Raw genomic sequence first — 23,292 nt, 5'->3', positions numbered from 1 at the left:
TCGTCTCATCCGACGCCGCCAGACCGTCCGCCAGACTCAACTGACCCAAAACACGATCCGCCATCCCGAATCTCCCTGCTCCAACCTTCACCACAGAATCACCGTTCGGCTTCTGTGCAAAGGTCTCCTTGTGGGAGAAGGTGGATCGGCGCGCAGCGCCGAGACGGTTGAGGGGTGTTGGAAGGAATGAGGCGTTCGCGTTCCCTGGAACACCCCTCATCCGACCGAGCTTCGCTCGGCCACCTTCTCCCACAAGGGGAGAAGGGAGAGCCGCAGATGCACTATTCGTCGCGCGAAATGATTTCCTGGCCGCCGATGACCAGCCTGAGGCCGAGATCGCCGGCGCGGCGGCGCGCGAGGAAGCGCGGGCGGCGCGTGTTCGAGATCCGACCCTTGCGACGGTCCTGCGCCGGCAATGTCTTGATGGCAGCGCCTAGCGATTCCTCCAGCGTGCGGGCGACGCCGTCGGATTCGATCAGAAGCATCGGCAGACGGTAAGCGTCGGCCCAGGCGCGCCAGTCGGCGGCGACATCCTCGAGATCGTCGGCAACAAGCAACGGCACCGACAGCATCGGATCATTGTGCAGAAGCTCCAAGGTCACTGTGACATTGCCATCCGGGTCCTCCATCGCGCGGGCGGCCACGCCGCGAAACGCGTTGGCGGGCAGAGCGATGATTGCCGGCACGCCGCTCATCTCCAGCATGCGGCGAATGACGGCGCCACGGTGGTCGATGGTGAAGGTAACGTCGCCATAGTCGTCGCGCGTGGCGTAGCTCACTACCTGCGGCAGGCGGAATGGGTCGAGGCGCATGTTGCGCCCGGCCCAGACTGGCTTCAGTCCAGTGTTCATATTGTGCCTTTCCTGTCTCTCCTGAGAGCCGGTCTTTCCGGGTCTCCGGGCCGGTTTTTCCAGCCTCGTTGTGGGGAAACATTAGCGCGGGCTTCTTATCGCTGCGCTTAAGAAAGTCGGTTAAATTTTGCTGATCTCGGAGGGATGGTTATCGGAATACGACCAGGCACAAGATAACGAAAGGATCAGATAACCTTACCGGGATTCATGATGCCGGCCGGATCGAAGGCCGTCTTCACCCTGCGCATCAGCTCGATCGCCATCGGCGGCGCCGTCGCGATCAATTCATCCCGCTTCAGCTGGCCAATGCCGTGCTCTGCCGAGATCGAGCCGTGGAAGCCGCGCACGACATCGTGCACGGCCTTGTTCATGGCATGGTAGAGCGCAAGAAACGCTTCATCATCGCCGCCGACCGGCCGGGAAATATTGTAGTGGAGGTTGCCGTCGCCCATATGGCCGAAACAGACCTCGCGCGCACCGGGGCTGACCGACTGCACGACGCCGGCCGCCTTTTCGATGAATTGCGGGATAGCCGCCACCGGCACCGAGATGTCATGCTTGATCGAGGCGCCTTCGGGCTTCTGTGCGTCGGGCAGCACCTCGCGGAAATTCCAGAAGGCATCGCCCTGGGCGAGACTTGCCGCGATCACCGCATCGCCGACGATCTCCTGTTCAAGACCTTCCGACAGCACCTCCTCGATCAGGGCCCTTGCATCTTCCGCTGAGCGGCCCGACGAGATCTGCATCAGCACATACCACGGCCAATCCTCGGCCAGCGGCCGCACGGCGCCTGGCGCGTGCAGAAGCGTGAAGTCATAGGGCCTCTGTCCGATTAGCTCGAAAGCAGTGAGCGCGGCCCCGGCACGATCCATCGCCAGGCTGAGCAGAGACAGCGCCGCCTCGGGCGAGGACAGGCCGGCAAACGCCACCTCGCGCCCCTTGGGCTTGGGGAAAAGCTTGAGCACGGCAGCGGTGATGATGCCGAGCGTGCCTTCCGCACCGACAAACAGGTTCTTCAGATCGTAGCCGGTGTTGTCCTTTTTCAGCTTGCGCAGATCGTCGAACACCTCGCCGGTCGGCAGCACCACCTCGACGCCGAGGCAGAGCTCACGCGCATTGCCATAGGCAAGCACGCCGGTGCCGCCGGCATTGGAAGAGAGATTGCCGCCGATCTGGCAGGAGCCTTGCGCGGCAAGCGACAGCGGAAACAGCCGGTCGGCGGCATCGGCCGCCTCCTGCAGCGTCTGCAGGATGACCCCGGCCTCGACGGTGACCGTGTTGGACAGCACGTCGATCTCGCGGATGCTGTTCAGCCGCGACAGCGACAGCACGATCTCGCGGCCGGATGTGTCTGGCACCTGCGCGCCGACCAGCCCGGTATTACCGCTCTGCGGCACGATGGGCGTGCCCGTCTCGGTCGCCAGCCGCATGATGCGGCTGACCTCGTCGACGCTGCCGGGCCTCAGCACCAGCGCCGTCCTGCCATGCCAAAGGCCGCGTCTCTCCGTGAGGTAAGGCGCGATATCCTGCTGGTCGCGAAGCGCATATTTGTCGCCGACGATGGCCGCAAAGCGGTCGACGAGGGCGGGGTCGATATCCCTGGATATGTCGTTCATGGATGGAAACTATGGTGCTCAATCGATCTTGTCACGCGGGGCGGCCTGGTCACGAGGGGCGGCGGCGCGCGAAAGCCGGTCGTTGATCGCCTCGCCTAGCCCATCGAATGGGATGGGCTCGACGGCGATTGTCTTGGCGCCGCTGCGATCGAGATCCTGCATGTGGGCAAAGAGGTTGGCTGCGGCCTCGCGCAGGTCGCCGGTCTCGGACAGGTTGCGCAAAGCGGCGGCATTCTGCCAACCCTCGGCACGGCGATCACCGAAGGCCAGCAAGGCTTCGCCTTTGGCAATTGTCTCGGCGTTGAGCCGCACCGCAGCGCCCGGCGCATAGTGCGAGGCCAACATGCCGGGAGCCTCGATGCCCGCCGCGCCGCGCGACAGCTTCACGCCGGCGGCCGCTTCGATCTCCTCGGCGGCAATGCCGCCCGGCCGCAGCAGCCGCAGCTTTCCGCCCTCGACCTTGACGATCGTCGATTCGAGCCCAACGGACGTTGCGCCGCCATCGACCACGAGCCTGATTTTTGAGCCGAGATCGGCCGCCACTGCCTCGGCCGTCGTGGCACTGATCCTTCCCGAAGAATTGGCGCTAGGCGCCGCAAGCGGACGGCCGAGCCTGGCGATCAGCTCGCCGCCAAAGCCTTTCGGCATGCGCAGCGCGATCGTATCCAACCCGGCGGTGACCAGCGGATGAATGCCGTTGCCCGGCCGCTGCGGCAGCACCAGCGTCAGCGGTCCCGGCCAGAATGTCTGCGCCAGTCTTTTCGACAGCGGATCGAACAGCGCGATACGCTCGGCCATCGCCAGATCGGCGACATGGGCGATCAGCGGGTTGAAGCGTGGCCGGCCCTTGACCTCGAAGATCCGCGCCACGCCAACGCCATTGGTGGCGTCGCCGGCCAGCCCGTAGACGGTTTCCGTCGGAATGGCGACGACATCGCCGCCTTCGAGCAGCGCCAGCGCCCGCTCCATCGCCTCACCGGCGGCAAGTATCTCGGCCACTCTCATCACCTCACAGATGTGGGTGCGTAATACGGTGACGTTTACGGAGCAAGTCCGGGCGTTGGCGAATTACCAATCGCTAAAATGCTATCTTTCCTCGCAAGCCCGCATCAATTCCCCGACGGTATGGTGCCGGCTTGTTGGGCAAGGGGAACTATCATGGTCTGGGTGCGTATCCTGGGAGCGCTTGGTCTCACTTTGGCGGCGGGCGGAGCACAGGCTTCGTCCTTCGTCGTTCTCGGTGCAGCATCCTCGACGCCGTCCGTCGTCAGGCTCGGCGCGCCCGAACCGGTGAAAGTGACTGAGAGTTCCTCGACACCGTCGATCGTGGCGCTCGGCGAACCAGTGCCCGATGTCGCCTATGAAAAAGTTGCTGCGATCCCGAGCCAGCCCAAGCATGATTTCATGCAAAGCCCGATGATCATTCGCGGCGGCATCGTCGGCGACGCCTTCGCAACACCGGCTCCAAGTTCCGCACCTGCCGCGACCACCGCTGCCGCAGCACCTGGTGCAGACACCAAATCCGACAAAAAGGCAGGGAAAACGAACAGCGAGCCGGCAACGCCACAGCCGACGCCCATTCCCGAGATCGACCAAGCCAGATAGCCGCTCGAGGCCAGGACGACGCTCACGCGCCGCCCCGGTTCACTGAGTAAAACTCCGTCGCTTGAAAAAACCTAGGCCGCGACCTCTTCGTCCGCGTCGTCGGAGGCGTCCGACTCTTCCTCTTCTTCCTCTTCCTCAGCGTCCGGCGCCTCGGCCTTCACGCTGTCGTCTTCGTCGTCATCTTCTTCGTCTTCGTCGTCTTCCTCATCGTCATCCGAGAGGGTGGCAGCTTTGTCGTCTTCAGCGCCTTCCTCGACCGTCGCTTCGCTTTCGTCGTCGTCACTGTCCTCGTCCGACAGGTCGGCAGCTTCGACTGCAGTGGTGGCGGCCTGGTCGAGGGTCGTTTCGGAAGCCGACTCAAGCGTCTCGGCAGGCGTTTCTTCTGTCACTTCGATGTCGCGAGCGGAATTCATGGAAGCCTCCGTGGGTTTGGGGAACATGCTCCTTGTGCCACGCAGAGATCATCGTCATATGACTGTAAGCCGGCTCGAATCGGCTATTGGAACAAATTATTTCCAAGCCTCAGCCGGCGATCTTCGAGAAATCCGCGACCTGGTCAGTCGCTGCCCGGATGCGCGCCAGCAGTGCCAGACGGTTGGCTCGAACGGCCTGATCCTCATCATTCACGAGAACGCGTTCAAAGAATGAATCAACCGGTTCGCGCAACGCGCTAAGCGCCAGCATGGCGGCGGAAAAGTCTTCATTGTGAATCGCTTGGCCGGCTTCCTTCTCGGCCTGATTCACCGCGGCAAACAGCGTTTTCTCGGCATCTTCCCGGAATAGAGCCGGCTCGACATGCTCGGCGATCGTCGTTTTCTTCTTCTCCTCGGCAGCCAGAATGTTCGCCGCACGCTTGGTGCCGGCCAACAGGTTCTTGCCGTCCTCAGTGTCGAGGAAGGAGCCAAGCGCCTCGACCCGGCGGACGATTTGAAGCAGGTCGTCGTTCGGCGATTGACCAATCTCCCCCCTTGAGGGGGAGATGCCCGGCAGGGCAGAGGGGGGCGTGACAGAATGAGACGCCGGCGGTCCCCCCTCTGTCGGCTCCGCCGACATCTCCCCCTCTAGGGGGGAGATTGGCGCGCTTCCGCCACCCTCCAGCACAGCATCGATTAGATCATGGCGAGCGCCTTGATCGCGGAGATAGACCTTCAGACGATCATGGAAGAAGGAGAGGAGGTCGGCAATTATTTCAGCCGCAGAATGGTCTGGGAGTTCTACGCCACGTACCTCCGAGGACAACAAACCTGCTCGCTCACTGAGCAGATCATCGGCCGATCCAACGCCGGTAGTGAAATCCCCCCCGTCATCCGCTCGCCAGACCACCGAAAAACGATCACCGCCATTGTAGGTAAGTCCGAACAGTGCGTTAAGAAACTGGCGCTGGACCGGTAGCCTAACCTCATTCTCAACCAAAATCCTTACCACCCCGAGCGCAGCCCTCCGCAACGCATAGGGATCTTTTGATCCGGTCGGCTTTTCGTCAATCGCCCAGAACCCCACCAGCGTATCTAGCTTGTCGGCGAGCGCCACGGCCACGGATACCGGATCGGTCGGAACACGGTCGGACGGCCCCTGCGGCTTGTAGTGCTCCTCAATGGCCGCGGCGACGGATGGATGCTCGCCCTGCAGCAGCGCATATTTGCGGCCCATGGCGCCCTGCAGCTCAGGGAATTCTCCGACCACTTCGGTGGTGAGATCTGCCTTGGCCAGGACTGCGGCGCGGCGTGCGAGCGCGGGAATCTCCCCCCTTGAGGGGGAGATGTCGCCGAAGGCGACAGAGGGGGTCGGCACGTCCTGACGCGACTCCGTATTGCGGACAGAGGATGCCGGCGCTTCACGCGAGGCGACCCCCTCTGGCCTGCCGGCCATCTCCCCCTCGAGGGGGGAGATTGAACTCGCTACGATCGGCGCCAACTCCTCGGCAAGCCGGGCAATCCGCTCAACCCGCTCGCCTTGCGTGCCGAGCTTGGCGTGGAAGGTGACACCGAGATGGTCGAGGCGAGCCATGCGCTGGTCGAGCGGCTTTTTGAGATCGAGCCCGAACTTTTCCGCCGATGCCTGTAACTGGTCGAGGTCAGGCAGGTCGCCCTGGTCGGTCTTCCAGAAGTAGAGCGCGTCGGAGAGGCGGGCGCGCACCACCTTGCCGTTGCCGTAGGCGATCTCCTTGCCACCGTCGCTTGCTTCGGTGTTGGCGGTCAGGATGAAGCGGTTGGAAAGGGGCGATTGGCCATTCTCCCCCCTTGAGGGGGAGATGCCCGGCAGGGCAGAGGGGGGTGCCTCGCGCCCAGAGGTCGGCGGGACAGCGCCCCCCTCTGTCGGCTTCGCCGACATCTCCCCCTCAAGGGGGGAGATCAGGCGCGTCGTCACGAAACACTTCTGGTTGGCCCGGATGGTCAGCCGGATCACCTCGGCCGGAATGGCGAGAAAGTCTTGCTCGAATTCGCCCATCAGCACGACAGGCCATTCGACCAGGCCTGACACTTCCTCGAGCAGGCCCTCGTCTTCGACCAGGTCGAGCCCGTTGGCGAAAGCGAGATTCCTGGCGTCGGAAAGGATGATCTGCTTGCGCCGGTCGGCATCGAGCACGACCTTGGCTGCCTCCAGCTTTGCGGCATAGTCGTCGAAGCGGCGCACGGTGATCGCGCCCGGCGCATGAAAACGGTGGCCGTAGGTGACATTGCCGGAGCGGATGCCGTCGATCTCGAAATCGACCACCACCGGCTCCTCGGTCTCGGGGCCGAAGGTGCAGAGGATGGATTGCAGCGGCCGCACCCAGCGCAACGATCCGGGTTTCGCCGAGGCCGGCCCCCAGCGCATCGATTTCGGCCATGGAAAGCCGCGGATGATGCCCGGCACCAGCTCGGCGATGATTTCTTCAGCCGCCCTGCCCGGCTTCGCAATATGGGCGACATAGAAATCGCCCTTCTTCGGGTCGGCATGGACATGCGCCTCGGCGATCGAGGAAAGACCGGCCTTGCGCAGAAAACCCTGGACCGCCTGTTCGGGCGCCTTGGTCGAGGGGCCCTTGATCTCCTCGCTGATGTCCTTCGAGCGCGCGGTCACGCCGCGAATGTCGAGCGCCAGCCGGCGCGGCGTCCAATATTCGCGCGCCGCCTCATAAGTCAGCCCGGCCTCGACCAAACCGTCGGTCAGCATCTTCCTCAGGTCGCCGGCAGCCTTGCGCTGCATGCGGGCGGGAATCTCTTCCGAGCGGAGTTCTAGAAGCAGGTCGGGCATTGATGGGGCTCACGCGGCAAAATGGTCCGGCGGGGCATAGCAACTCGGCTGGCCGCTGTCACCCTTCCGCGCAACATCGGGGCATCTACCGGCGATTTCCGGAAAAAAGCGATGGACTGTCGGGTCGAGGCGGGGTCGTCCGTCCTTGGGTCAAAGATTTCCATGAACCGAACGCAGCGCTGAAGCGACCAACGCTCAGGCAGAGAACTATTGGCTGAACGACCATGAAGACGGCATCGACATTCCTCCAGATCCTCGCGCTCAGCGCCTGCTTTGCGGCGCAGGCTCATGGCACGTTCACGATGCCTGGCGTCAGGCAAGCGCTGCGGACAATGGCTGGCTCCAGCAGTCAAGGCGTATTGCCAATCAGCGCTTCAGTCGAAATCGCCAACGGCCTTTGGAGCTAAGCCGCCAGCCCACCTGCCTGCGTCAGCAAAAACGCCTCGCCGCAGGCTTTCGCCAGATTGCGCACCCGCAAGATGTAGCTCTGCCGCTCGGTGACGGAAATCACGCCGCGCGCGTCGAGCAGGTTGAAGACGTGGCTGGCCTTGATGCACTGGTCGTAGGCGGGAAACACCATCCGGTGGTTCCCCTCCCCCTTGAGGGGAGGGTGGCCAGACAAAGTCTGGCCGGGAGGGGTCGCTCGGGCAGTGCTCGACGTCCTACTTGCGGTGCCTTCTGAGGCAACCCCCTCTGCCCGCTTCGCGGGCATCTCCCCCTCGAGGGGGGAGAAAGGCGCGCCGGCATCGAGCAGCGCCTTGCACTCGGCTTCGGCGTCCTCGAAATGCCGAAGCAGCATCGCTGTGTTGGCGAATTCGAAATTGTGGCGCGAATATTCCTGCTCGGCCTGCAGGAAGACGTCGCCATAGGTCACCTTGTCGGCGCCCTCGCGGCCGTTGAAGTTGAGGTCGTAGACATTGTCGACGCCCTGCACATACATGGCCAGCCGCTCCAGCCCGTAGGTAAGCTCGCCCGCCACCGGCGCGCATTCGATGCCGCAGACCTGTTGGAAATAGGTGAACTGCGACACTTCCATGCCGTCGCACCAGCACTCCCAGCCCAGTCCCCAGGCGCCGAGCGTCGGGCTTTCCCAGTCGTCCTCGACGAAGCGGATGTCATGCAGAAGCGGATCGACGCCGATGGCCGCCAGCGAGCCGAGATAAAGCTCCTGCAGATTGGGCGGGTTCGGCTTCAGGATCACCTGGTATTGGTAATAGTGCTGCAGCCGGTTCGGATTCTCGCCGTAGCGCCCGTCCTTGGGCCGGCGCGAAGGCTGCACATAGGCGGCGTTCCAGCGCTTTGGCCCCAGCGCCCGCAACGTCGTCGCCGGATGGAATGTGCCGGCGCCGACTTCCATGTCATAGGGCTGGAGAACGACGCAGCCATAGTCCGCCCAGTAGTTATGCAAGGTTAGGATCAGCCCCTGGAACGAGCGGCTGGGATGCATATGGGCTGGGATATCAACGGTCACGGCGGCCTCGACGGAGCGGCGGAATGCGGTTGGATCAGGCCGCATGATCTTGTCCGAAAGTCTGCAACTTTTTGCTGCGCTGACCTTCGGTTCGGGATCAGGCTCTAGAGCGCCACCCGGCAAGCGTCAAGGCGGAAGGGTCAGCCCTTCGGCGCGGGCGCCGGTTCGGGCTTGACCTTCGGGGTTTCCTGCGCCGTGTTGGATTCGATCGGCGGCAGGCCCTTCAGCAGTTTCTGCTGCAAGGCGGCGAGCACGTCGGGATCCGGCTTCAGGTCGCGGGCCTGGTTCCACTGGAAGGTGGCTTCCAGCCTGCGGCCGACCCGCCAATAGGCATCGCCGAGGTGATCGTTCAGCACCGGATCTTCCGGCTTCAGCGACACGGCACGCTCCATTTCGCGAACAGCGTCATCAAACCTGCCCAGGCGGAAATAGGCCCAGCCCAGCGAATCGACGATGTAGCCGTCGCTCGGCCTGAGGTCGACGGCCTTCTGGATCATCTCAAGGCCTTCCTTGAGGTTCATGTTCTTGTCCACCCAGGAATAGCCGAGATAGTTCAGAACCTGCGGTTGGTCGGGGAACAATTCCAGCGCCTTGCGGAAATTCGGCTCGGCTTTCGGCCACTCCTTCAGCCGCTCATAGGCGATGCCGCGCTGGTAGAAAATGTTCCAGTCGGCGCGGGTCGGGGCCTTCAGCGCCGCCACCGCCTTGTCAAAGAGATCGGCCGCGGAGCGGAAGTCCTCCTTCGAGGCATAGACGCCACCGAGCGCCTGATAGGTGCGCATGTCGTTGGGATGCGCTTCGACGAGGGCTTTCAGATGGGAGATGGCCTCGTCATGGCGGTCGAGATCGGCAAGGTTGAGGCCGAGCTGTAGTTCCGAAAGCTCCTTCAGTGGCGAGCTGGCCGGGATGCGGCGATAGAAGGCGATGGCGCCCTCGCCATCCTTCAGCTGCTCGGAAACGGCGGCGAGCTGGACAAGGGCCACGTCGCTGTCGGGCTTCAGCGCCAGGGCATATTGCAGATAGAGGCGGACGAACGGCTCGCCGCCACCGCGATTGAGCGCGGTGGCGAGATCGAGCAGAATTTCCGAGGCGCCGTCGGACGGGCCGGCAACGAAGGGTTCGATCTTCTCGCCCTTGGTGATCTTGTCGCGAAGCGCTGATATCTCCACCTTGCCGGATGCAAATGCCTCGGCCTGATCAAGCACGGACAGCGCCTTGTCCTTGTCGCCCTTGCGGGCGAGGAAAGAGGCATAGGCCTGCGCATTGCGCATCCAGGTTTCGGGTGCGGCGCTACCGGTCGCGGTGTCCTGGAGGGTCGCGGCGTAAATCGCATCCGCCTTTTCGGGCAAGCCAGATGCGTCCGCAATCAGCGCGCGATGGAAGGATTTGAAGAGGCCGAACCAGTCCGGACCCTGCAGCTTGTCGATGGAGGCCATGGCCTCGCTGGCGTCGCCGGCGCCCTGCTTGGCCCAACCGGTCATAACGCCGGAGATCAGCCGGTCGAGGTCGGATTCAAGCGAAAGCTTGAGCCAGTATTCTGCCTTGGTGAAATCCTTCTTGTGAAAGGAACCGACGGCCAGCGCCAGGCGCGAGAACCGCTCGACGTCGGGAATCGCCTTGAGCTTGTCGGCATAGACCAGGGATTCTTCGAAGCGCCCTTGAGCGATCAGCGACAGCATCAGGCTTTGCTGCAACGAGGTATCGTCGGGTGCGAAGGCAAGCGCCTGCTTGTAGTAAGCGATGGCGTTGTCGAGATCATTGTCGCCTTCAGCGACCCGCGCGGCCAGATAGGCTCCCGAGAAGGATGTGATCTTGACCGGCTCGGTGGTCTCTTTGGCCAGGGCTGGCAGACCAGAGATCGCCATGCCCGTCACAATTGCCAGCCCTGTCAGCCAGCGCGCACATCCTTGCCGCATCGTATCCCTTTCAGTCAAAGCCATGCCCGCGTCAGCGGGATCGCCGTAGACTCGATCTTTTCCAGGCAAAGCATGGCCTTTTTGGGGTCACGCTTCAACCCGGCCCGAATTCACAATCGAGTCATGCGATTAGCAAAGCATGCCGAACGGCGCGCAACTGCGACCATCGACCGCGCTTTGCTGGCCTGGCGGGCTGCTGGCTTGCCCTGCTGCGGCACCGGCAACCCGATGCCGTAAGCGATCCGTAAGCGGCGGGCGTCGAAAGTTTCCGCAACGGAATGATGCGTGGAACCGTGCAGATGGATGCCGTTGCTTCGCCCAGGAAGATGCCGATGCTGGAAATGCCGCAGGACGAGCAGGCCTTCGCCATTGTCGATCTAATCTATGAAGCGGCGTTCGCGGCCGAGCTGTGGCCGGAGGTGTTGGGAACGGCAAGCGCGATCTCCCGCTCGGCAAGCGGGGCGATCTTTGTATTCAGCGATCAGTCGCCGGTCCGCGCCATCACCGAAGCGCATGTCCAGCCCTTGCTCGATGAATTCATGGCGGGGGATAGTTGGAAGTTTTCCGAAAGCGTGCAGCGCATGTGCAGCACACAGCCAGCAAGCTTTGTGCGGGTCGATGATTTCATGACCGGCGAGGAGATCGAGCGCGACCCCGTCCGCAAAAGCGCAACGGCATTTGGCGTTGGATCGCATGTATGCACATCCGTCCCAATGCCTGGCGGAGAGCTTGTGCTTTTTGTCTTCCAGCGCTGGCTAAAGGACGGGATCTACGATCAGGCCGCGATTGATCGGCTGGACGAACTGCGCCCTCACCTCGCGAGAGCTGGCGTTATTGCCGGGCGCCTGGGTCTGGAACGGGCAAAGACCGCCGTATCGACGCTGCGCGAAATTGGACTGCCGGCCGCTGTCATGAGCGGGTCGGGCCGCGTGCTGACGGCCAATCCGCTCCTCGAAGACATGGCCCACGTTTTCCTCCCCACGGCCCATGGCGGCATCGCGCTTGCCGATGAACCGGCAAACGCGCTTTTCCAGCAGGCCATCGCGCAGAACCGGGATAACCGCATCGTGCGGTCCATCCCTGTTCCGGGCACGAAGGAGCGGCCCGCGCTGGTCGTCCACCTGCTGCCGTTGCGCCGCGCCGCGCATGATATCTTTTCGGGTGCGGATGTTCTCGTTTCGGCAACCGAGGTCAGCCTCTGCGCGACTGTTCCGTCGCCCAATATCCTTTCCGGCCTGTTCGACCTGACGCCGGCTGAAGCCCGGCTCGCCGTCGAGCTTGCCTCCGGCCGTTCCGTGCAGGAGGTGGCCATAGAAATCGGCATCGCCGTCAAATCGGCCCGCACCTATCTCGAACGAATATTTCGGAAAACCGGAACTAGCCGTCAGAGCCAGTTGGTGGCGCTGCTGAAGAGCGCGTGGTCGTTTTCATGATCTCGACAGCACCCAGTTTCGAAGTTGCTTGAGGATCTGCTGGCCGGGAAATTCCGTGCTGATTTCGCCCCCACGCTTGATAAAACTCAGGATTCTTGGACAAGTCTTGCGTCCAGCGACTGCATCGCCACGGTGATCAGAGCGTGCAGCCGCTCTTTCGGCACACCGTCGCGCGCCTGCACCGAGAGACCAAACAAGAGCGTGCTGTAGTAATCGCCCAAGGCCTCCGGGTCCGTGTCCGGTTTGAGCTCCCCGTCCCGAACGCCCTTTCTCAGGCGCTCGACAATCAGCGCATTGCGCGCTCGGCGACGTTCGGCCAGCCAATAAAGCACGCGATCGTTCTCGGCGGCACAGTTGGTCGCGGCCGTGACGACCATGCAGCCCTGCGGCAGATCCGGCCTCGTGTAGATTTCGATTGCATCACGCAGCAACCGCTCGACAAACCGCCGAGCGGTTGGCTCCTCGGCAAGCGCGCGGGTGGCGAAGCTTCCTTCTTTGGTCTCGTAGAGAACGACCGCTTCCCGAAACAGGTCCTCCTTCGAGCCGAAGGCGGCATAGATGCGCGGCGAGGCCAGACCAAGCACCGACACGAGATCGGCCATCGAGGTGCCCTCATAGCCGCGCGTCCAGAAGGCGTCGCGGGCCTTCTCCAGCGCCTGATCCCGATCGAACTCCCTTGGCCTTCCTGCCATCGCGACCTCCATTTTTTATCAGTCAACAAATAATCCGCTTGACTTCGGATTGCAAACCCAATTCTTTGTCGATCGATAAAGAACCAACATGGAGATTTGACATGAGCTCACTCGATCAAGGCGCGCCGTTCGGCACCGCGGCAGCAGGGGGGATCGGCGCGAAGCGCGGCGCCACGCTGGCATTGCTTGCCTTCGCCCAGCTCATCATCGCACTCGACCTCAACATCGTCTTCGTGGCTTTGCCGGAAATCGGCGCCGGGTTGGGCTTTTCGGGCCAGACCCTGCAATGGGTGGTCAGCGCCTACACCGTGTTCACCGGTGGCTTCCTGCTGTTCGGCGGCCGGGCTGCCGACCTGATCGGCCAGCGCCGTGTTTTCATCTTCGCGCTTTGGCTCTATGCGCTTTCGTCCCTGGTCGGCGGCCTCGCCTGGTCGCCGGAAGTGATCATCGCGGCCCGTGCGGTGCAAGGCATCGGCGCCGCCTTCCTGTTCCCGGCCACGCTGTCGCTGATCAATCGGCTGTTTGCCGAGGGGCCGGAACGCAATCGGGCGCTCGCGGTCTGGGGCGGCGCCGGAGCGAGCGGCCTCACGCTCGGCTCGTTGGCGGGAGGCCTTCTCACCAGCGCCTTCGGCTGGCCCTCGGTCTTCTATGTCAACGTGCTCTTGGCCGGGGTCGCCATCATCGCGGCCTTCGCCATCATTCCGCGGGACCGCAAGCGGCATGAACATCGCAGCTTCGATCTGCCGGGCGCGCTGACCGTCACCACCGGCGCGACGCTGCTTGTCTTCACGCTGGTTCAGGGCCCCGAATATGGCTGGGGGTCGACTGCGATCATCGTCAGCGCCGCACTGGCGGCACTCTTCCTGTTCGCCTTCGCGGTGATAGAGGCGAAGAGCGCCGATCCGCTGATGCCGCTGCGCCTGTTCCACAACCGCAGCCTGGTCGCCGGCATGACAATCACCTTCCTCTTCATGGGGACTTTCGGCGCCCTGCCCTACTTCCTCACCGTGCTGCTGCAGAACGTGCATGGCTTCACCGCCTTGCAGGCCGGCCTTGCGTTCCTGGTGCCATCGGTCGCCATCGCGGTCGGCACGCAATTCGGTGAACGCCTGGCAACGCGTTTTTCGACACGCGCCACGCTGGTCGGCGGCATGGTCATTGGCGCGATCGGGACGGCCTTGATGGTATCAGGCGCATCCGCAGACAGCAGCTATCTATCCCTCGTGCCCGGCCTGATCATCTCCGGCGTCGGACAAGGCATCGTCTGGACCGCCATGTGGATCGCCGCCGCCTCGGGTGTTTCCCACGACGAACAGGGCGTTGCGTCGGGAATGGCCTCCACCATGCTCAATGTCGGCAACGCGATCGGCATGGCGGTGTTGATCGCGATCGCCAACCGCCATGTCGGCGGATTGGCCGGTGATGCCTTGAAGATCGCTGTTGCCGACGGCATCCAGGTCGCCTTCTGGCTCGCTGCGGCAGGCATCGCCGTCAGCCTGCTCGCCGCAATGGTGCTTCCGGGGAAACCAAGATGAGGAGCGGCGCCTCTCAGTTCACCCGGCTGATGCAGAAATCGATGACGTCGATCAGCGCCGATTTCTGCGGCGTCGCTTCGAGCGGCGCCAGCGCGTCGCGGGCAATCTCGCCGAAATGGCCGGCGCGTCCAATGGTGTCGGCGATTGCCCCGTGACGGGTCATCAATCCGATCGCCTTTTCCAACCCGGCGTCGTCGATGACATTGTCCTCGATGGCGCGCTTCCAGAAGGTGCGTTCGGCCTTGGTGCCGCGCCGGTAAGCGAGAATCACCGGTAGCGTCACCTTACCCTCGCGGAAGTCGTCGCCGACATTCTTGCCCAGATCCTTGCTGGTGCCGCCATAATCCAGCGCATCGTCGATCAGCTGGAAGGCAAGGCCGAGATTCATGCCATAGGAGCGCAGTGCCGCGCGATCGTTGCGCGTCGCCTGGGCGATAACCGGACCGACCTCGGCGGCGGCCGAGAACAGCGCCGCCGTCTTGGCCTTGATCACGGCGAAATGCTCATCCTCGGTGGTTTCGAGGTTCTTGGCGGCAGCGAGCTGCATCACCTCGCCCTCGGCAATGATCGAGGCAGCACTCGACAGGATATCGAGCGCTTCCAGCGAGCCGACATCGACCATCATGCGGAAAGCCTGGCCAAGCAGGAAATCGCCGACCAGCACGCTCGCCTGGTTGCCCCAGATCATGCGGGCTGTCTTCTTGCCACGCCGCATGCCGCTCTCGTCGACGACATCGTCGTGGAGAAGCGTGGCGGTATGCATGAACTCGACCGATGTGGCGAGTTTGACGTGGCCCTCGCCGGAATAGCCGAACATCTGGGCTGAGGCGAGCGTCAGCATCGGCCTCAGCCGCTTGCCGCCCGAAGAGATCAGGTGGTTGGCAATCTCCGGGATCATCTCGACGTCGGAACCGGCCTTCGACAGGATCAATTTGTTAACGCGCCCCATATCGGCTGCCGTCAGGTCGATGAGATCCTTGATCGAGGCGGCTTCCCGCTTCCCGTTTTCGATGTTGAGAACGACACCCACCACAAACACTCCCGTCTATAAGTCACGCGCACGACGGCACCCTGATCCCGCCACAGACTCTAGGGCGGTACCCACAGGCACGGCAAGAGGCGATTTGGCGCGGTCGAGGCTGGCGACGGAGCCCACCCACATTTACATAGACGCTGCAACCTGCGAGTTTCGTCCGATGATAGAGCTTATCCGCACCAACGATGCCGTGATCATCTCCTTTGTCGAATCGCTGATGCGCGATGCCGGCATCGGCTGTTTCGTCGCCGACCAGAACATGAGCGTGCTCGACGGTTCGATCGGCATCCTGCCCCGGCGCATCATGGTCGAAGCCGATCAGGCCGATGCGGCGCGGCGCATCCTGACGGATGCCGGCATCGCCAACGAGATCCGCCAGAAATAATGTCCGCGGCGCGCGCCACCCTTGTCCAGGATACGCCGGCCCATACGGTCGATGCCTTCCATCGCGGACGGTTCTGGCTGGTTCAGCCGAAACAGGCCGGCCATCGCGCCGGCATGGACGCCATGATGCTGGCGGCTGCCGTGCCGTCCTCCTTCGCCGGGCGCCTCGCCGATTTCGGCGCGGGCGCCGGCGCCGCAGGCCTGGCGGTGCTGTCGCGCTGTCCTGATGCCAAGGCCGTGCTCATCGAACGGTCTGCGGAAATGGCGGCCTTTGCCGCAACGACGCTTGCCCACCCCGGCAATGCGCATCTCAACGACCGCGCCTCGGTCCTCGCCGCCGACGTAGCTCTGTCGGGCCAAGCGCGAACAGCCGCCGGGCTTGCCGACAATTCCTTCGATTTCGTCATCATGAACCCGCCCTTCAATGCCGCCGAGGATCGCGCCACGCCCGACCCGCTCAGAAGGGCAGCACATGTGACGGAGGACGGGCTGTTCGACAGCTGGATCCGAAGTGCGGCTGCTGTGGTCAGGCCGCGCGGCGGTCTTGCCGTGATTGCCAGGCCCGATCAGCTCGGCGCCATCCTCGATGCGATATCAGGCCGCTTCGGCGATGCCGAGATGCTGGCCGTCCACCCTCGCCCCGAGGCGGCGGCGATCCGCATCGTCGTCAGGGCGATACTCGGGGCACGCGGAAAACTGTCGATCCGCCCGCCGCTGATGCTGCATGCGCAATCGGGCGACGGCCCAACGGAGCGGACCGAGATGATCAACAACGGACTGGCTTCGCTGTTCGGCGACTGACCTTTTACCTGCCGGCGTCCGCGGGCATTGCCGTTGGCCGGCGAATCCCTACATGCCTTCAGGCTCATTGACCGGAGATCCCGTGAAACGCTTTCTCAACCGCTTGCTGCCGAAATCCTGGCGCTCCGACATCGTCGTCATTCCCGTCATCCGGCTGCACGGCACCATCATGGCCGGCGGCGGCCAGTTCCGGCCGAGTCTTTCGCTCGCGTCCACCGCCGGCCCTATCGAGAAGGCGTTTTCCTTCGAAGCCCCCGCGGTCGCCATTTCAATCAATTCGCCAGGCGGCTCGCCGGTGCAATCGCGGCTGATCTTCAAACGTATCCGCGACCTGGCGGCCGAAAAGAACAAAAAGGTTCTGGTCTTCGTCGAGGACGTGGCGGCGTCGGGCGGCTACATGATCGCGGTCGCCGGCGACGAGATCTTTGCCGATCCGTCCTCCATCGTCGGATCGATCGGCGTGGTGTCGGCTTCGTTCGGCTTTCCCGAGCTGATGAAGAAGATCGGCATCGAGCGCCGCGTCCATACCGCCGGCCAGAACAAGGCGGTGCTCGATCCGTTCAAGCCCGAGAAAAAGGAAGACATCGAGCGGCTGAAGGCGCTGCAGCTCGATGTCCACGAAACCTTCATCGACCTCGTCAAGGACCGGCGCGGCACCAAGCTCAAGGACGACCCGGACCTGTTCACTGGTCTGTTCTGGACCGGCAAGAAGGGGCTGGAGCTCGGCCTTGTCGACGCGCTCGGCGACATGCGCAGCGTGCTGAAGACCCGTTTCGGGCCGAAAACCCAGCTCAAGCTGATCACGGCGCCACGCGGCCTGTTCGGCCGGTTCGGTTGGTTCGGCTCAAGCAATGGGGGCTTTTCAGCGCCCGATATCGCCGCGGCTGCCGCAAGCGGCATGATCGATGCGGCGGAAGAGCGCGCGCTGTGGGCTCGCTTCGGGCTTTGAAAAACCGGTAAAAGCGTTTAACTTAAGAGCTTGACCGACCCGACCGGCCGCCGCAGCCGGCCTTGCGAGGAAGGAGTTTGACATGCCACAGATCATTTTCTTCATCGCAGTCGGCGTCCTCGCCTATTTCGGCTATCGCTCCTTTGTCAGGGAAGCCGAGCGCGTGACGGCCAAGATACGGCGCACCGAAAAGCAGGCTACCAACGGCTCAATGGGCACGCTGGTCAAGGACCCGAAGACCGGCGAATACCGTCTGGCCAAGGACTGACATCATCCCGCTCGCGACTGACACAGTGGATTCCGGCATCACCGTCCGGGCATTGCATGCGCATGCCAAGATAAATCTCGCGCTGCACGTCACCGGCAGGCGCGCCGACGGCTATCACACGATCGAGAGCCTGGCGGTGTTCACGCGCTTCGGCGACAGGGTCGAGATCGAGCTCGCCGACAGCGACGGGTTTTCCGTGTCGGGCCGATACGCCTCCGCGGTCCCGCTCGACGACAGCAATCTGGTCGTCAAAGCGCGCGACGCGCTGCGGAAGCGGGCCGGTCTCCAACATGCGCCGCCGGTCGCCATCAGGCTCGAAAAGAACCTGCCGGTCGCATCCGGCGTCGGCGGCGGCTCGAGCGACGCCGCAACGGTGCTGCGCGGGCTGGCTGAGACGTGGAGACTGGACCTCGACGAAGCCGAACTGGCGCGGATCGGCCTCTCGCTGGGCGCCGACGTTCCCATGTGCCTTACGGCAAAACCGCTGATAGCGCGCGGTGTTGGTGACGAGCTGTCGGCCGTGCCGGGCTTTCCCGCACTCGGGCTGGTCCTCGTCAATCCCGGCATCGCCGTCTCCACGGCCGAGGTGTTCAACGCGCTTTCCCATCGCGACAATGAGGGATTGCCGCCGCTGCCGCGCAGCCTCGACTTCCACAGCATCCGCAATTGGCTGGAGATCACGCGTAACGATCTCGAGCCCGCTGCACGGGCGATCCAACCCGCCATCGGCAAGGCGCTTTCTGTGCTCAACAAGGCCGGAGCGGGGTTCGCCCGGATGTCCGGTTCCGGCGCGACCTGCTTCGGGCTGTTCGAGACCGGCAATGTGGCCAAGCGCGCGGCCGTCGATATTCGCAGCCGCCATCCCGACTGGTTCGTCGCCGCAACGCGAAGCATGACATCGGAGGCTGACGCACATGGTCAGGATTGACGAGAGCCGCTCCTTCATTCCCGTGCGCATCGCGGTGCTGACCGTTTCCGATACCCGCGGCCTCGCCGACGACAAATCCGGCCAGACGCTGGCCGACCGCATTGTGGAGGCCGGCCATGTCCTGGCCGACCGCGACATCGTCACCGACGACCGCCAGAAAATTCGCGACAAGGTTCTGGGCTGGTCGAAGGATGAAGCGATTGATGTCGTCATCACCACCGGCGGCACCGGCTTTACCGGCCGCGACGTGACGCCGGAGGCGCTGGAGCCGATCTTCGAAAAGCGCATGGACGGCTTTTCCGAAGTGTTCCACCGCATTTCCTACGACAAGATCGGCACTTCGACGATCCAGAGCCGTGCCACCGGCGGCGTCGTCAACGCGACCTTCGTCTTCGTGCTACCGGGTTCGCCCGGCGCCTGCAAGGACGCCTGGGACGGCATTTTGAAGCCGCAGCTCGACTACCGGCACATGCCCTGCAACTTCGTCGAGATCATGCCGCGCCTGGACGAACATCTGCGGCGCGGCGGCACCAAGACAAGTTAGGCCAAGTTCCGGAAAGGCTGCTTCTGGGCTTTCCCAAAAATCAGCGGCAAAGATCAGCGGATGACGGGCTCACCGTGGAACCGCCGCCGTGAGGGCGGCGAAACGCCGAAGCCGACTTCCATCATCAGCCGCGGTTTGCGCGTCGGCACGGTGCCCATGTGGAAGCCGAAGGGATCCTCGACAAAGCCCGAACCCGCCTCGCCGGTCAGCGTAATCGGGCTCTTCGCGCCGTAGACCTTTAGAACCTCTTCCGCCGGATGGCCGACGAGAAGCGTCATCTGGTGCTTGAGGATGCGGCGATTGTGGCTGCCGCGGACATAGACATGCGGACCGGTCTCGGTATCGACCGGATTGAGATAGAAGAAGAATTTCAGCATCCGCCAATCGTCGAGATCGAAGTGGTATTTGCCAAGCGACGCCAGGTTCTTCTCGGCGTCGGAGACGGAACTCGTCGGAAAGCTCCACCAGACGCGCGTGGTGATCAGCTTCGCCTGGCTGCCGAGATAATGGGCGGCGATGTCGAGAAGCAGCGGGTCGCGCTGCACGGTAAGCGCAGCATTACAGTCGAGGATCCGCTCGAAAAAGTGCCCGCTGAGCAAGGGACGGCCGAAGTGCTTCTCGGCGTCGGCATGCTCGGCCGGCAAGAACTCCAGCCGACGGTCGAAATTGCCGAAGCAAGGCGTGCGCTGCGCAAAGCTGGCGATCTCTTCGTGGATCGACGACGGCAGGGCAAGCCCGGAAAACAGGCCGTCCGAGCGGAGCGCGCGCACCGCCGCATCACGATCGACGCTGGTGAACATCGTTTCCTGGGCTTTTTGCGCCGGTCGAACCGGTTTTGCGCCACGCCAATGCAGCCGCCGCGCCGGCATGGTGCGTGCCAGCATGAACATCGGCAGCCATGCCGGATTCTCGCGAAGGTCCGACAGATAAGTCGGAATCCGCACGGCAATGCGGCGCAGCAGGCTGCCGTTTCGAGCGATTGACTCGAGGCTTGCAGCACCGGACTTGTCAGGGCTTGAAAAGGTCATCGGTATCCTCAGCTATGAGGGCAGCGTCGACAAAGCGTCGGTCGCTCACCGCTCCGGCGTCACCCAAGCCCATCCGCCCACAACGGAAGAATGGTAACCCTAGGCCAGATTTTGTGCAATGCACAATAAAAGGGAGACCTCGCAATTTCTCTGGGGGAATGATGCTCGCCCCATCAACTCACCCAGAGCCGACACTTACAATCGAACGCCGTCGGCGCCGAACAGAAACGCGCGTTGGAACCCGAAGATTTCCGTTTTGCCGATTTCGAAACGATCCGCGTCACGGCTTTCAACGGTGATCATCGAGCCGCTAGCGAGCAAAGCATGGCCGTAGGTGACGCCGCCCAGGCGCTCGACAAGGGAGATCTTGCCAGAAAGCGCCCCAGTCGCGCCTTTGGCGGGCACAAAATGCTCCGGGCGAATGCCGAGGCTGACAGATGTTCCCAGTTTCGGCGGCGCGCCGCGTGTGGCAACGGCCATGCCGACGAGGCCGGCCTCCGGCGCCGTGACCACAGCCCGTCCGTCTTCGACAGCCATGACCGTGGCCGGGACGAAATTCATCCGTGGTGAGCCGATGAAGCCTGCCACGAAACTGTTGTCGGGATTCTCATAAAGCTCCAGAGGGGCGCCGACCTGCTCGATGCGACCGGCGCGCAGCACGACGATACGGCTGGCCAGCGTCATTGCCTCGATCTGGTCGTGCGTGACATAGATCATGGTCGTGCCGAGTTCCTGATGCAGCCGGGCGATCTCGATGCGCATCTGCACACGCAGTTCGGCGTCGAGGTTCGACAGCGGCTCATCGAACAGGAAGACGCCCGGCTGGCGCACAATCGCGCGGCCGATTGCAACGCGTTGGCGTTGGCCGCCGGAAAGCTCGCGTGGCTTACGCTCGAGATAGGCCTCCAGGTGCAGTATCTTCGCCGCTTCCGCCACCTTGCGGTCGATCTCCTCCTTGGGGCGTTTGGCCATCTCCAACGGAAATCCCATGTTGGTTGCCACAGTCATGTGCGGGTAGAGCGCATAGGTCTGGAATACCATGGCTATACCGCGCTTGGCTGGATCCTCGTCGGTGACGTCGCGCCCGCCAATCAGGATACGCCCGTCGGACGTTCTTTCCAGCCCGGCGATCATACGCAGAAGCGTTGATTTGCCGCAGCCGGAGGGGCCGACAAAGACGACAAACTCACCATCGGCGACGTCAAGATCGACACCGCCGATAACCTCCGTTTCGCCAAAGCACTTCTTGACCGACTGAAGTGATAGACCCGCCATAGTTCTTCCCTCGAGCCTATTTCACGGCGCCATCGGTAAGGCCGGAGACGAACCAGCGGCCGACAAGGGCGAAGAGTGCGACGACCGGAATGATGGCTGCCGTGGCGCCGGCAAGCAGGAGGCCCCAGTCGATCTGATACTGGCCAATGATGCCGGCAAAGCCGACCGGAATGGTGCGCCTGGCATCCGACACGATCAATACCGAGGCGAACAGGAACTCCGTCCAGGACGAGATGAACGCGAAGATTGCGACGCTGGCGATGCCCGGCGCAATTAGCGGCATCAGGATCCTGATCAGAATGGTGGTGGTGGGTGCTCCATCGACGACCGCCGCCTCCTCGATCTCGCGCGGAACGGTCGCCAGGAATGAACGCATCATCCAGATCGAGAACGGCAATGCGAAGGCAACGTTGACGATAACCAGCGCCACGGGGCTGTCGATCAGCCCGACCTTCGCGAACAGGCCGTAGAGCGGGATCAGCACCACCACGCCAGGGAAAGCGTAAGCGAGCAGGATCGTCTTGTAGAGCGCGTTGCGGCCCGGAAACTCCATGCGAAAAAAGGCATAGGCGGCAGGCAAGGCAAGCAACACCGTGAAGGCCGTGGAAAACAGCGCCACAACCATGCTGTTGAACAGATAAATCGGGAAATCCGAAGCCTGCAGCAGCTTTTCGAAATGTTGAAGGGTAAAGCTGTGCGGCACCATCGTGGGCACACGCTGGATGATTTCCTTCGGCAATTTGATGGAGCCGGTCAACACCCACCAGAACGGCAGACCGATCGCGAGAACAAGGACCAGAACGCCGCCATAGAGCGAAAGTGACTGGCCGAAAGTACGCCTCATCGATCCGCCTCCGCCGCCGTCATGGCTCGTGTCGTCAAAAAGGCAAATCCCATCAGGAGGATGCTGGTGAGAACGGAAATCGTCGCAGCTTCGCTCAAACGATAGCCCTTGAAGGCGGTTTCATAGATGAGCACAGGCAATGTCTGGGTCGCGCCGGATGGACCACCCGCGGTGAGCAGCCAGATCACATCGAAGACGTTGAAGGACAGAAGCGTGCCGACGACGCCGAGCACCATCAATGTCGGTTGCAGCAACGGCCAGGTGATGCGCTTGAAACGCTGGAACGTGCCAGCGCCATCAATCCGCGCCGCCTCGTAGAGATCGCCCGGAATGCGCGTCAGGCCAGCCAGCATCATCAGTGTGGTGAATGGAAACCAGCGCCAGGAATTGATCATGATCAGCGTGGTCATGGCGCCTTCGCGCGTGGCGAAGAAACCAACCGGACGCTCGATCACGCCGGCCTGGATCAAAAGAGGGTTGATTATGCCGCCCGACGAGGAAAGCAACCACCGCCAGATGATGACAACGACCACGGTCGGCACAATCCATGTGAGAATTATCCAGGTGCGTGCGATCCGGACGCCGGGAAATTTCTGATTGAGGATAAGCGCCGCTGCCAGCGCCAACAAAGTCTGCACCACCGCGTTGGACAGCACCCAGACGACACTGCGGCCAAGCGCCCGCCAGAAGCCGGCGCCGCCGAGGATCGTCGCATAGTTGCCGAGCCCAATGAAGTGGCCTTCAGAGCCGATCACGCCGACATCCTGAAAGCTCAGGATGGCGGCTTGAACGAGCGGCCAGCCGAGAACCGCCAGCAGGAAGAGGAGCGCCGGCGAAACGAACGCAAAAGCGAGCGTCGTGTTCTTCATGAGCGTTCCC

At 63.0% G+C, this 23,292-nt stretch carries 22 protein-coding genes and 2 pseudogenes; 10 read left to right on the top strand and 14 right to left on the bottom strand.

Going from position 1 to position 23,292, the window contains the following annotated elements:
* A partial coding sequence (locus EOC94_RS34320) for a hypothetical protein (RefSeq protein ID WP_210212067.1) occupies positions 1-190 on the top strand: 190 nt, incomplete at its 5' end.
* Between the two features lie 91 nt (positions 191-281).
* Here the strand turns inward: EOC94_RS34320 and EOC94_RS08785 are convergent.
* The 3 genes from EOC94_RS08785 to EOC94_RS08775 form a co-directional block, all read right to left on the bottom strand.
* Positions 282-851 carry a DUF6101 family protein gene (locus EOC94_RS08785; RefSeq protein WP_095483974.1) on the bottom strand — a complete coding sequence of 190 codons (570 nt, stop codon included), beginning with the start codon at positions 849-851 and terminating at the stop codon, positions 282-284.
* A 185-nt stretch (positions 852-1,036) separates the two neighbouring features.
* On the bottom strand, positions 1,037-2,467 hold the full coding sequence (locus EOC94_RS08780) for an FAD-binding oxidoreductase (protein WP_126103273.1): 1,431 nt from the start codon (positions 2,465-2,467) through the stop codon (positions 1,037-1,039).
* Positions 2,468-2,485: 18 nt separating this feature from the next.
* A complete protein-coding gene (locus EOC94_RS08775; protein ID WP_185928190.1) occupies positions 2,486-3,466 on the bottom strand; it encodes an L-threonylcarbamoyladenylate synthase in 981 nt (326 codons plus the stop codon).
* A gap of 159 nt (positions 3,467-3,625) precedes the next feature.
* Here EOC94_RS08775 and EOC94_RS08770 point away from each other — a divergent pair, with 159 nt between their 5' ends.
* A complete protein-coding gene (locus EOC94_RS08770; protein WP_126103274.1) occupies positions 3,626-4,072 on the top strand; it encodes a hypothetical protein in 447 nt (148 codons plus the stop codon).
* Between the two features lie 71 nt (positions 4,073-4,143).
* Here the strand turns inward: EOC94_RS08770 and EOC94_RS08765 are convergent, their stop codons facing one another.
* From EOC94_RS08765 to EOC94_RS08745, 5 genes and pseudogenes are all read right to left on the bottom strand, one after another.
* Positions 4,144-4,485 carry a hypothetical protein gene (locus EOC94_RS08765; protein ID WP_126103275.1) on the bottom strand — a complete coding sequence of 114 codons (342 nt, stop codon included), beginning with the start codon at positions 4,483-4,485 and terminating at the stop codon, positions 4,144-4,146.
* Between the two features lie 109 nt (positions 4,486-4,594).
* Entirely contained in the window at positions 4,595-7,309 is a 2,715-nt protein-coding gene (locus tag EOC94_RS08760) for a glycine--tRNA ligase subunit beta (RefSeq protein WP_127289787.1), read from the bottom strand.
* Positions 7,310-7,712: 403 nt separating this feature from the next.
* Positions 7,713-7,895 (bottom strand): annotated as a pseudogene (locus EOC94_RS35225) (glycine--tRNA ligase subunit alpha); the annotation flags it as partial.
* Between the two features lie 147 nt (positions 7,896-8,042).
* Positions 8,043-8,825 (bottom strand): annotated as a pseudogene (locus EOC94_RS08750) (glycine--tRNA ligase subunit alpha); the annotation flags it as partial.
* A gap of 95 nt (positions 8,826-8,920) precedes the next feature.
* The gene (locus EOC94_RS08745; RefSeq protein ID WP_127289870.1) at positions 8,921-10,696 is read right to left on the bottom strand and encodes a tetratricopeptide repeat protein; all 1,776 of its coding nucleotides are present in this window, start codon (positions 10,694-10,696) and stop codon (positions 8,921-8,923) included.
* 626 nt (positions 10,697-11,322) lie between these two features.
* Between EOC94_RS08745 and EOC94_RS08740 the strand changes: the two genes are divergently transcribed.
* Positions 11,323-12,129, top strand: coding sequence for a helix-turn-helix transcriptional regulator (locus tag EOC94_RS08740; protein ID WP_245465525.1), 807 nt, complete (start codon positions 11,323-11,325; stop codon positions 12,127-12,129).
* An 86-nt stretch (positions 12,130-12,215) separates the two neighbouring features.
* Here the strand turns inward: EOC94_RS08740 and EOC94_RS08735 are convergent, their stop codons facing one another.
* The gene (locus EOC94_RS08735; protein ID WP_127289781.1) at positions 12,216-12,821 is read right to left on the bottom strand and encodes a TetR/AcrR family transcriptional regulator; all 606 of its coding nucleotides are present in this window, start codon (positions 12,819-12,821) and stop codon (positions 12,216-12,218) included.
* Between the two features lie 101 nt (positions 12,822-12,922).
* On the opposite strand from EOC94_RS08735, the gene EOC94_RS08730 reads away from it, so the two are divergent.
* The gene (locus EOC94_RS08730) at positions 12,923-14,356 is read left to right on the top strand and encodes an MFS transporter (protein WP_127289779.1); all 1,434 of its coding nucleotides are present in this window, start codon (positions 12,923-12,925) and stop codon (positions 14,354-14,356) included.
* Between the two features lie 13 nt (positions 14,357-14,369).
* Here EOC94_RS08730 and EOC94_RS08725 read toward each other — a convergent pair whose 3' ends face one another.
* Positions 14,370-15,386 carry a polyprenyl synthetase family protein gene (locus tag EOC94_RS08725; RefSeq protein ID WP_095484027.1) on the bottom strand — a complete coding sequence of 339 codons (1,017 nt, stop codon included), beginning with the start codon at positions 15,384-15,386 and terminating at the stop codon, positions 14,370-14,372.
* A gap of 166 nt (positions 15,387-15,552) precedes the next feature.
* Here EOC94_RS08725 and EOC94_RS08720 point away from each other — a divergent pair, with 166 nt between their 5' ends.
* The 6 genes from EOC94_RS08720 to moaB all read left to right on the top strand — a co-directional run bounded on the left by EOC94_RS08720 (position 15,553) and on the right by moaB (position 19,266).
* Entirely contained in the window at positions 15,553-15,777 is a 225-nt protein-coding gene (locus tag EOC94_RS08720) for a DUF2007 domain-containing protein (protein ID WP_095483967.1), read from the top strand.
* Complete coding sequence (locus tag EOC94_RS08715) at positions 15,777-16,577, top strand: tRNA1(Val) (adenine(37)-N6)-methyltransferase (protein WP_127289777.1); 801 nt, start codon at positions 15,777-15,779, stop codon at positions 16,575-16,577. The genes EOC94_RS08720 and EOC94_RS08715 overlap by 1 nt, the downstream gene beginning before the upstream one ends.
* Positions 16,578-16,659: 82 nt before the next feature.
* Positions 16,660-17,526 carry a S49 family peptidase gene (locus EOC94_RS08710; protein WP_095484026.1) on the top strand — a complete coding sequence of 289 codons (867 nt, stop codon included), beginning with the start codon at positions 16,660-16,662 and terminating at the stop codon, positions 17,524-17,526.
* Positions 17,527-17,608: 82 nt separating this feature from the next.
* The gene (locus EOC94_RS08705; protein ID WP_095483965.1) at positions 17,609-17,794 is read left to right on the top strand and encodes a hypothetical protein; all 186 of its coding nucleotides are present in this window, start codon (positions 17,609-17,611) and stop codon (positions 17,792-17,794) included.
* 25 nt (positions 17,795-17,819) lie between these two features.
* The gene (locus EOC94_RS08700) at positions 17,820-18,722 is read left to right on the top strand and encodes a 4-(cytidine 5'-diphospho)-2-C-methyl-D-erythritol kinase (protein ID WP_126103283.1); all 903 of its coding nucleotides are present in this window, start codon (positions 17,820-17,822) and stop codon (positions 18,720-18,722) included.
* Positions 18,709-19,266, top strand: a complete 558-nt coding sequence (gene moaB / locus EOC94_RS08695; RefSeq protein ID WP_126103284.1) for a molybdenum cofactor biosynthesis protein B — start codon at positions 18,709-18,711, stop codon at positions 19,264-19,266. Before EOC94_RS08700 ends, moaB begins: the two co-directional genes overlap by 14 nt.
* A gap of 53 nt (positions 19,267-19,319) precedes the next feature.
* Here moaB and EOC94_RS08690 read toward each other — a convergent pair whose 3' ends face one another.
* The 4 genes from EOC94_RS08690 to EOC94_RS08675 form a co-directional block, all read right to left on the bottom strand.
* On the bottom strand, positions 19,320-20,294 hold the full coding sequence (locus EOC94_RS08690) for a hypothetical protein (protein WP_126103285.1): 975 nt from the start codon (positions 20,292-20,294) through the stop codon (positions 19,320-19,322).
* A gap of 195 nt (positions 20,295-20,489) precedes the next feature.
* Entirely contained in the window at positions 20,490-21,569 is a 1,080-nt protein-coding gene (gene ugpC, locus EOC94_RS08685; RefSeq protein ID WP_126103286.1) for a sn-glycerol-3-phosphate ABC transporter ATP-binding protein UgpC, read from the bottom strand.
* 16 nt (positions 21,570-21,585) lie between these two features.
* The gene (locus EOC94_RS08680; RefSeq protein ID WP_126103287.1) at positions 21,586-22,413 is read right to left on the bottom strand and encodes a carbohydrate ABC transporter permease; all 828 of its coding nucleotides are present in this window, start codon (positions 22,411-22,413) and stop codon (positions 21,586-21,588) included.
* The gene (locus EOC94_RS08675) at positions 22,410-23,282 is read right to left on the bottom strand and encodes a sugar ABC transporter permease (RefSeq protein WP_127289775.1); all 873 of its coding nucleotides are present in this window, start codon (positions 23,280-23,282) and stop codon (positions 22,410-22,412) included. The genes EOC94_RS08680 and EOC94_RS08675 overlap by 4 nt, the downstream gene beginning before the upstream one ends.
* Between the last annotated feature and the right edge of the window lie 10 nt (positions 23,283-23,292).

It is taken from the genome of Mesorhizobium sp. M6A.T.Ce.TU.016.01.1.1 (genome assembly GCF_003997065.1).
Classification (GTDB): Bacteria; Pseudomonadota; Alphaproteobacteria; order Rhizobiales; family Rhizobiaceae; genus Mesorhizobium; species Mesorhizobium mediterraneum.
Note: the sequence above shows the minus strand (reverse complement) of the source record. Positions and strands in the feature narration are given on the sequence as shown.